Annotated in this window: 9 protein-coding genes; all 9 read left to right on the top strand. The window is 65.2% G+C overall.

The features are described 5' to 3' along the window. Window positions 1-764, top strand: a 764-nt coding sequence (gene cydB / locus QD228_RS14955) for a cytochrome d ubiquinol oxidase subunit II (RefSeq protein WP_279875979.1), incomplete at its 5' end; no start/stop codon positions are given. A gap of 90 nt (window positions 765-854) precedes the next feature. Beyond that, a complete protein-coding gene (cydX, locus tag QD228_RS14950) occupies window positions 855-956 on the top strand; it encodes a cytochrome bd-I oxidase subunit CydX (protein WP_024951692.1) in 102 nt (33 codons plus the stop codon). A 58-nt stretch (window positions 957-1,014) separates the two neighbouring features. After that, entirely contained in the window at window positions 1,015-1,317 is a 303-nt protein-coding gene (locus tag QD228_RS14945) for a cyd operon YbgE family protein (RefSeq protein ID WP_167593034.1), read from the top strand. A 508-nt stretch (window positions 1,318-1,825) separates the two neighbouring features. After that, window positions 1,826-2,932, top strand: coding sequence for a glycosyltransferase family 2 protein (locus QD228_RS14940; RefSeq protein WP_084209030.1), 1,107 nt, complete (start codon window positions 1,826-1,828; stop codon window positions 2,930-2,932). Then, window positions 2,922-3,341 (top strand): GtrA family protein, encoded by a 420-nt coding sequence (locus QD228_RS14935; protein WP_084209029.1) that lies wholly within the window; start codon window positions 2,922-2,924, stop codon window positions 3,339-3,341. The genes QD228_RS14940 and QD228_RS14935 overlap by 11 nt, the downstream gene beginning before the upstream one ends. A 5-nt stretch (window positions 3,342-3,346) precedes the next feature. Next, on the top strand, window positions 3,347-4,558 hold the full coding sequence (locus QD228_RS14930) for a hypothetical protein (protein WP_279875978.1): 1,212 nt from the start codon (window positions 3,347-3,349) through the stop codon (window positions 4,556-4,558). Beyond that, window positions 4,533-5,258, top strand: coding sequence for a hypothetical protein (locus QD228_RS14925; protein ID WP_077372605.1), 726 nt, complete (start codon window positions 4,533-4,535; stop codon window positions 5,256-5,258). The genes QD228_RS14930 and QD228_RS14925 overlap by 26 nt, the downstream gene beginning before the upstream one ends. Before the next feature lie 186 nt (window positions 5,259-5,444). Then, complete coding sequence (locus QD228_RS14920) at window positions 5,445-6,284, top strand: mechanosensitive ion channel domain-containing protein (protein WP_240499561.1); 840 nt, start codon at window positions 5,445-5,447, stop codon at window positions 6,282-6,284. A gap of 155 nt (window positions 6,285-6,439) precedes the next feature. Further along, complete coding sequence (locus QD228_RS14915) at window positions 6,440-8,167, top strand: glucosyltransferase domain-containing protein (protein WP_279875977.1); 1,728 nt, start codon at window positions 6,440-6,442, stop codon at window positions 8,165-8,167. Window positions 8,168-8,220 lie beyond the last annotated feature (53 nt).

Below are 8,220 nucleotides of genomic sequence, written 5' to 3'. Positions count from 1 at the left end.
TCGCCGGCAGCCTGATTCCCACTGCCTTCTTCGGCCTCATCTTCGGCAACCTGCTGCAGGGCGTGCCACTGGAAGTCGATCAGTACATGCGTGCCAGCTACGACGGCAGCTATCTCGGGCTGTTCAATCCCTTCGCGTTGCTGTGTGCGGCGCTGTCCGTCGTGATGGTGATGCTGCATGGCGGTACCTGGCTGGTGGCGCGTGCCGATGACGCCGTGGCGGCGCGCAGTGCGCGTCTGGTGCAGCCGCTGGGACTGCTTTCGCTCGGGCTGTTTGGCCTGGGCGGACTGTGGGTGTGGTTGTCCGGCATGGGCTACAGCATCGATCAGATGGGCGATACCGGCACGGCGCTAAAGCTGCTGGACAAGCAGGTCGGCCCCGGCAGCTGGATGGATGTCTACGCGCGTGAGCCGCTGACGTTGCTCGCGCCCTTGGGCGCCGTGGCGGGTATCGTCACCGCGATGTGGCTCTCGGCCAGACGTCAGGGCGGGGCAGCCTTCACGGCCAGTTCCGTCGGGGTCGGCGGTGTGGTCGCCACCGCAGGCATCAGCATGTTCCCGTTCATCGTGCCGTCCTCGCGCATGGGCGAGGCCAGCCTGACGCTGTGGGATTCGGTCTCCAGCGAGCTGACACTGTCCATCGTCACCGTAGCGGGGCTGGTGATGGTGCCGACCATCATCCTCTACACCACCTGGTGCTACGTGAAGATGTGGCGGCGCGTCACGGTGAGTCACGTCGAGCAGGACGGACACAGTCTGTACTGAGGCAGGCAGCCGACGCTGCAACCGCTTTTCCCGTACGCTTCATAACTGCATCATTGGGCGAGGGCGCCGCCCTCGCCGGGAGACGACTTCATGTGGTATTTCGCCTGGATTCTCGGTGTACTGCTGGCCTGCTTCGCGGGCATCATCAATGCATTGTGGCTTGAGCAGACTCACACCTTTGACGATGATTGAGGCAGGCGGCCTCAACGATGCTTCTGCGCCGCCGACCGTTCTGATCAAGGAGAGCTCGATGTCACGACCCTGGTACGCCTCACGACCACCGGCCTGGTGCCGAACTCGCCCTGCCCATCTGGCCTCGCTGCTGCTGTCTGCCATGGTGGCCATCTGGATGCTGCTGGGGCCGGATGCCATCGCCTCGATGGCCACCGGGCCGCGCTATCTGATGCTGCTGATCGCGCTGTGGGGGCTGGGGGCCGGCTTCACGCATGGGGTCGGGCTGGTGCCGCGTCATGCCACGCGCGCCTGGCTGCTGGGCGCACCGCTGAGCTGGTGTCTGCTGCTGATCACCCTGATCGCCCTGAGCATGAGCTAGCCACCGCGATGCCTTGAAAGTCCCGAGAGGGGTCACTCCATGAGTGGCCCCTCTTGCGTTGGGGGGATGCTGGCGCGAGAAGTGTCACCGGGGAGGCAAGCGAGCCCTTCTTGAGCGGCAGCGACATGCGATATCGCTTTACATCCCGCCAGTCCGCGCCCTATAACGCCAGTGCAACCGCGTGAGAGGGGGCCTGGAGGTCACCGCGATTCGCTCATGCCCTTGGCCCATGCCCTGGGCTTGGGCATCCGGACGTGGTGAGCGAGGCGTCATTGCAATCCCTCCTGCGAGCCCCACCTAACACAAGAGGCCCCCTGTGCGCCCGAGCGTGCTGTCGTGGGGGTATGGCTGGGCGACCGATATCAACAACAATGGTTCACGAGCGATATCCAGACCGCTCTTCGAGGAGGAAGGCATGCGATCATCCGTTGACTCTGCCCGCGGTTCGGCCCGCGGACCCGAGGGAAGCAGGCCGTCCACGGCGTCTGCTGGTTATATCCCGCGCGACATGACACGGCGCCAATCAGGCGACTGGGTGCTGTCGCTGGTGGTGCCGGTGATGAATGAAGAGGAGACGATCGCGCCGTTTCTTGCCGCCATCGATGCCACCCTGGCAGCGCAGGTACCGCACCTGGAAATCCTGTTCGTCGACGATGGTTCCAGCGATGCCACCCTGGCGCGCCTGGAAGCTGCCGCGGCCGATGATTCACGTATTCGTTATCTGAGCCTGACACGCAACTTCGGCAAGGAAGCGGCCATGAGCGCCGGCATCGAGCAGGCGCGAGGCGATGCCATCGTGCCGATGGATGTCGATCTCCAGGACCCGCCCGAGGTGATACTCGAATTCATCACCCAGTGGCAGGCCGGCTACGACATGGTCTATGGCGTCCGCGCCGCGCGTGATGAAGACACCGCCACCAAGCGCAAGACGGCAGGATGGTTCTATCGCATCTTCAATCGCCTGACCTTTACCGAGATTCCACGGGACGCCGGGGATTTCCGACTGCTGGATCGTCGGGTCGTCGAGGCGTTGCGCCGCATGCCGGAGCGCAACCGTTTCATGAAGGGACTGTTCTCCTGGCCCGGTTATCGCTCGGTTGGCGTCACCTATCAGCGCCCGGCAAGGACCGCCGGCACGACCAAGTTCAACTACTGGAAGCTGTGGAACTTCGCCCTGGACGGCGTGGTGAGCTTCTCGACCTGGCCGCTGCGGGTCTGGACCTACCTCGGCGCGTGCATCGCGGGGCTGTCCTTCCTCTACATTCTCGTCATCATCAGCAAGACGGTGCTGTTCGGCATTGATGCCCCGGGGTATGCGTCCCTGATGATCGCGGTGCTGTTCTTCGGCGGCATGCAGCTGATTTCCATCGGCGTGCTGGGCGAATATCTCGGGCGCCTGTTCATGGAGACCAAGCAGCGGCCGCTGTATCTGATCGATCACGACAGCTTGCAGGATGGCCCCGGTGGCGCTACCTCGCCGGACAGCGGGCTGGACAGCGGCCTCAGCACGGCGCGGGTCTTGCGCGGACAGCGTGACCGTGAGGCCAGTCGCCGCCGTGAATCCTGTCAGAGTGCCGAGCCTGACATGACGCGAGGAGACTCGCGTGAGGGATGATGCCACGTCACGCCAGACGTCCAGCACCGCAGAGCGGGCACGACAGGAAGCCGGCACCGCCACCCGTTTCGGTCTGGTGGGGCTGGCCGCCACGGGGGTGCACCTCGCGGTCGCCGCGTTGATGCTGTTTCTCTGGCCACCGCTCAATGAATTCATCGCCAATATCGTGGCCTTCTGTGTGGCCTTCCAGGTCTCGCTGGTGGGGCATCGACGACTGACCTTCAAGCGACAGGGCAGCGCCTGGCGGTTCGCGCTGGTGGCGGCCAGCGGCTTCGCGCTCAACAACGGGCTGCTGGCCGTGCTGATCCAGGGGCTCGGCATGAGCGGCTTCGTGGCCATCGCGATCGCGACGCTCTCGGTACCTGTCGTGACCTATCTGGCATCACGACTCTGGGCCTTCAAGGAATGAGCCTCATGAACGACAGCACTGCCGTGAAGGCCGAGCGGATGGGCAAGGGGCGGCTGGCGGCCCTGGGGGCCGCGCTGGTCGCCGAGACGCCATCGCCGAGCGAGGCGCTGGTGCGCGCACGCACCGCCAGCATTCCCTGGGCACATATCCTGCTGGCACTGGTGATCACGCGGCTTGCGTGGCTGGCCATCGCCGCCCATGGCGATCAAAGCTACCTGCATGCCATGGCCCAGTTCGATGGCAGCTGGTTCAAGGGCATCATGACCCGTGGCTACGATGTCGAAGCCCGGGGCATGAGCGACGGTGATGCCGCCAACTGGGCCTTCTTTCCGCTCTATCCTGCCCTGTTGTGGCTGGTGACGCTGGGCGGCCAGCTCGACCCGGAGCTGATGGGCGTACTGCTGAGCAATGTGCTGCTGGCGGCGGCCCTGGGGCTGGGGTGTCGCTATCTTGCCATCACGCGCCCTGATGCCTCGCCGCTGCTGTTCGTGTGGCTGGTCGCCAGCATGCCGTACAGCTTCTATTTCAGTGCGCTGTACTCGGAATCGCTGTTCTGGCTGTTGTGTCTCGCATCCCTGATCGACTGGCGCTGTCAGCGCACCGGACGGGTGATGCTGTGGACATTGCTGCTGTCGATGACACGGGCCACCGGGGTGTTCTGGGTCATCGCCATGGGCATTGAGCTGCTGGCGCGCCTGCGTCTGGCGGCCTTCGCCGAGCTGTGGCGCCGCCCCGACTGGCTGTTGATCGGCGTGATGGGGCCGCTGGGGCTGTTTCTGTTCATGGCGGTGCTCTACCACCAGACGGGCGATGCGCTGGCCTTCAGTCACGTGCAGATCTCCTGGGGCCGCGAGATGGGCAATCCCATCGTCAATCTGGTGCAGGGGCTGGGGTACTGGTTCACGGCGCCGGAAACGCTCCGGCCCGCCTGGCAGGCCAGCATGGCGCTGATCGGCATCGCGTTGATCGGCTGGCTGGGCCTGCAGCGGCGCTGGCTGGAGATGGGCCTGGCGGCGTTCACCCTGTTCATTCCGCTGGCCACGGGGCTGGATGCCATCCCGCGCTACCTGATCGGCATGCCGGTGTTCGTGCTGGCGCTGCTGGATCTGCTCACGCGCCTCCCGAGCCGACTTGCCTGGGGGCTGGTCGCCCTGGGCGCGCTTTTCAATCTCTGGCTGGTGGAGAACTGGTATGACGCCGCATTCTGGCTCGTCTGATGTGAGTGCGGATCTCTCCGCCGCTTCGGGAGGGCGCGCCGACGCGCGTTACGGCGTGCCGACCCGCTTGAGCCGGCGGCGTCTCTGGCTATTGCTGGCGACGGCCGCCGTGCTGGCCTTCGAACTCTGCATGCTGTGGCTGGCACGCACCCCTCAGGTGGATGACCACTACCGACGCTACTTCATCGAACACGCCACCACCTGCTATCGCCCGATGGGCGAGGTACCGGTTCTCGCCTTGGGCGAGCGCTATCCCGTGCGCAAGGGGGAGCCGCTTGGCAACTGCGGCGTGCTGTGGGAAGGGTTCTATTCGCCCAAGGAGGATCGGCCGGTCAGTGCACGCCAGGCGCAGGTGGGTCTGCGTCTGAAGGTCACGCCGGGCCTCAGGCAGCCGGTCGTGGTGGCACTCGCGCTGTCACGCTATCCCGATGACGCCGAACCCCGCCCGGTGGAGGTGTGGGGGGAAGGCGAGCTGTTGGCCCGCTGGCCGGTGGGCGGTCGTCAGGCCAGCCACGAGGTGGAGGTGCCGGAGCGGTTGATCCAGCCGGACGGCAGCCTGCATCTGACGCTCAAGGGGCCGCCGCCCATTGCCCCGCGGGATGTCGGGATCGATGGCAACAAGTTTCCCGTCGGCCTGCGCCTGGATAGCGTGATGTTGCGCTCGACCCTGGGGCTGACGCCGCCCGACAGTGCTCCATGACCCTGACCGGCGGCGCGCGATGGCACTGACGCGGCGACGATAGTCAGGTAAATTGTGCGCGCGGCAACGTGAATGATCCGTCCGACCGAGCGGCAGTTCGCCTGATGGTGAACGGCTCGTGTCCTATCAAGAGAAAGCGCCCGGTAGTCAGTGACTGTCATCGCAAGGGGCTTACAAGGAGTTAGTGTGGATTTTCTGAATGCCATTCCCATGGAAACCGACCAGTTGTTCGAGCTGGCGTTGTGGTGGGGCGGGACCCTGTTGTCAGCACTGGCCGTGCTGGTGTTCGGGATGTGGGTGGCCAAGCGTCTGACCCGCTGGGTCACCTCGCTGTTGCAACGCAAGAGCATGGACGAGGCGGCGGCAGGCTTCGTCGGTCAGATCGCCTACGCGATTCTGGTGGTCATGGTGCTGCTGACCGCGCTGGATCAGGTGGGGGTCGATACCACGTCGATGATCGCGGCGCTGGGTGCGGCGGGTCTGGCCATCGGTCTGGCACTGCAGAGCTCACTGTCCAATCTGGCCTCGGGCTTTTTGCTGGTGACGCTGCGTCCGTTCAAGAAGGGCGATTACATCGAGGCCGCCGGGACGTCCGGCAGCGTCGACCAGATCACCATGCTGCAGACTCGTCTGGTGACGCCGGACAATCGCAAGGTCACCGTGCCCAACTCCAGCGTGATGTCCCAGACCATCACCAATTATTCGGCACTGCCGACACGTCGTCTGGATCTGGTGGTCGGGGTCAGCTATGACGACGACATCCGTCAGGTCAAGGCGGTGCTCGAGGAGCTGGTCAACAGTGACGAGCGCATCATGAAGGAGCCGTCCTACCTGATCGCCGTGGCGGAACTGGCCGACAGCTCGGTCAACTTCAACTTCCGCATGTGGTGCCAGGCCTCCGACTACTGGGCACTGAAGTGGGACATGACCGAGCGCATCAAGCTGACCTTCGATGAGCGCGGCATCAGCATCCCCTATCCGCAGCGCGATGTGCATATCCATCAGCCGGGCAGGGCAGCCGAGTAAGCCACCTGTCCTCGCGTGATGGCATGACATGCCGTGATATGGCACAAAAGAACGCCACCTTCGGGTGGCGTTTTTTTGTGGCGCGAGTCAGCTACTCTCGAGTGTGGCAGTGGTTCATCCTCCAGGACCGGGAGTGTCGTCTCTTGTACATGATCATGGATCTGACTCGTCGCCAACGTCGCCAGGCGTGGCGCCTTCTGCTTGCCAGCCTGGCCGTGCTCGGCATCGGGCTCGTGCCGCTGTTAAGCCAGCAGGCCCTCTATCTGGATGACATGAGTCGTACCCTGGATGGCTACTTCGGATGGGGGCTGAATGCCCGGCCGGCCGCGGAAGGCGTGATGCGCCTGCTGGGCTTCGGGGGAGAGCTTGTCAATGTCGCGCCCTTGCCGCAGCTGGCGGCCTGGGGCATCGCGGCCGGTATGGCGCTGGTCTGGTGGCGCCGGGTGCCGGGACTCTCGCCGGGCGTCTGCGTGCTGGGCAATGCGCTCATCTGGCTGACACCCTTCACGCTGCAGAACTTCAGCTATGCCTATGACAGTCTGCCGATGAGTCTCGGGCTTGCCAGCGCGATGCTGGCCAGCCTGATCCTGCGCCCGGGTGTCCACGGGCCGGGGCAACGTTCGCAGCGCCGCTGGCAACCTTCATTGATGGCGCTGGGATTGCTGCTGCTGGCCCTGTGCTGCTACCAGCCGGCGCTGAACGCCTTTCTGGTGCTGAGCCTGCTGGACGCCCTGATGGGGTCGCGCCCGCGCGGGGTCGAAAGGAGAGAGGCTGAAGAGAGAAATACCGAAGAAAGGAAGTTCGAAGAGGGAAAGACCGAACAGAGTGAATCGGTATGGCGCGCCTGGCTTGCGCTGCTGCAGCGCGGCGGACTGGTGCTGGCTGCCTTGCTGCTCTACCTGCCGCTGTCACGACTGCTGGTGGCGGGCGACTACAGCCAGCAGCACGGCGAGATGCTGTCGCTGGGGGATCTGCCGGCGCTGCTGGCCGCCTTGGAGCAGCATCTCGCGCAGGCACTTGCCGCCCTGCGTGGCGGGCTGGATCTCGTCAGCGGGGCACTGAGTGGCAGCCTGCTGGTGGTAGCGCTGGGGGCGGCGCTGATGACAGCAGGCCGGCGGCATGGCGCACGCCAGGTGTCCTCGCGCCAGCTGACGCTGGAGCGTCTGAGTCGTCTGCTGTGGGCGCTGCTGCTGATACCTGCACTGTGGGGGCCGATGCTGATGCTGGCGGAGCCGGTCTTTCACTCGCGCACCCTGGTGGGCTGGGGGGCACTGCTGGGCGGTGCCCTGATGCTGAGCCTGGCGGGCCGGCAGGCGAGAGCCTCCGAGCGCTTCACGCTGCGGCGCTGTCTGCTGGCGGTGGCGGCACTGCTGTTGCTGCGTCACTGGTTGATCTTCGCGGCCTGGAGCAATGCGCTGGCCGCCCAGCAGGCCCATGAGACCCAGCTGGCGCGTGAGATCGTCACCCAGGCACGTGAGCTGGGACTGCCGATCACCTCACCACGTGACCGCGACACCTATCGGCCCCATGACGAGCTGGCGGTGCAGGTGCTGGGGAAGGCGCCGCTGGCACCGCTGGCGCGGGTCGCTGAGCGTCAGGTGCCCGCCGTGCGCCAGAACCTGATCGCCGCCTTCACGCCTGACAACTATTGGGCTGTGGTGAGATTGCGCATGGCCGGTGCCAGTGCGGCGACCCTGCTGCGCGATGATGAGCGCAAGGCCAGTATCAAGGAGCCGCCTGTCTGTGACGAGCGCGCGACAGTGGATGCCCCGGGAGATGAGGGGGGATCGCCGAGAATCTTCACCCAGACCTTGCGGGAGGGTGTCTGGGTGATCGACTTTCGCACCGCCGAGAACTGTCGCCGAGCAGACGTGAGACCCTGACGTGCGTCCAGACGCTTGCCCAGGCGCTTATCCAGACACGACAACGCCGCCCC

Source organism: Cobetia sp. 3AK, assembly GCF_029846335.1.
GTDB lineage: Bacteria > Pseudomonadota > Gammaproteobacteria > Pseudomonadales > Halomonadaceae > Cobetia > Cobetia marina.
The sequence above is the reverse complement of the archived record's forward strand: the minus strand, read 5'-3'. Positions and strand labels throughout refer to the sequence as shown.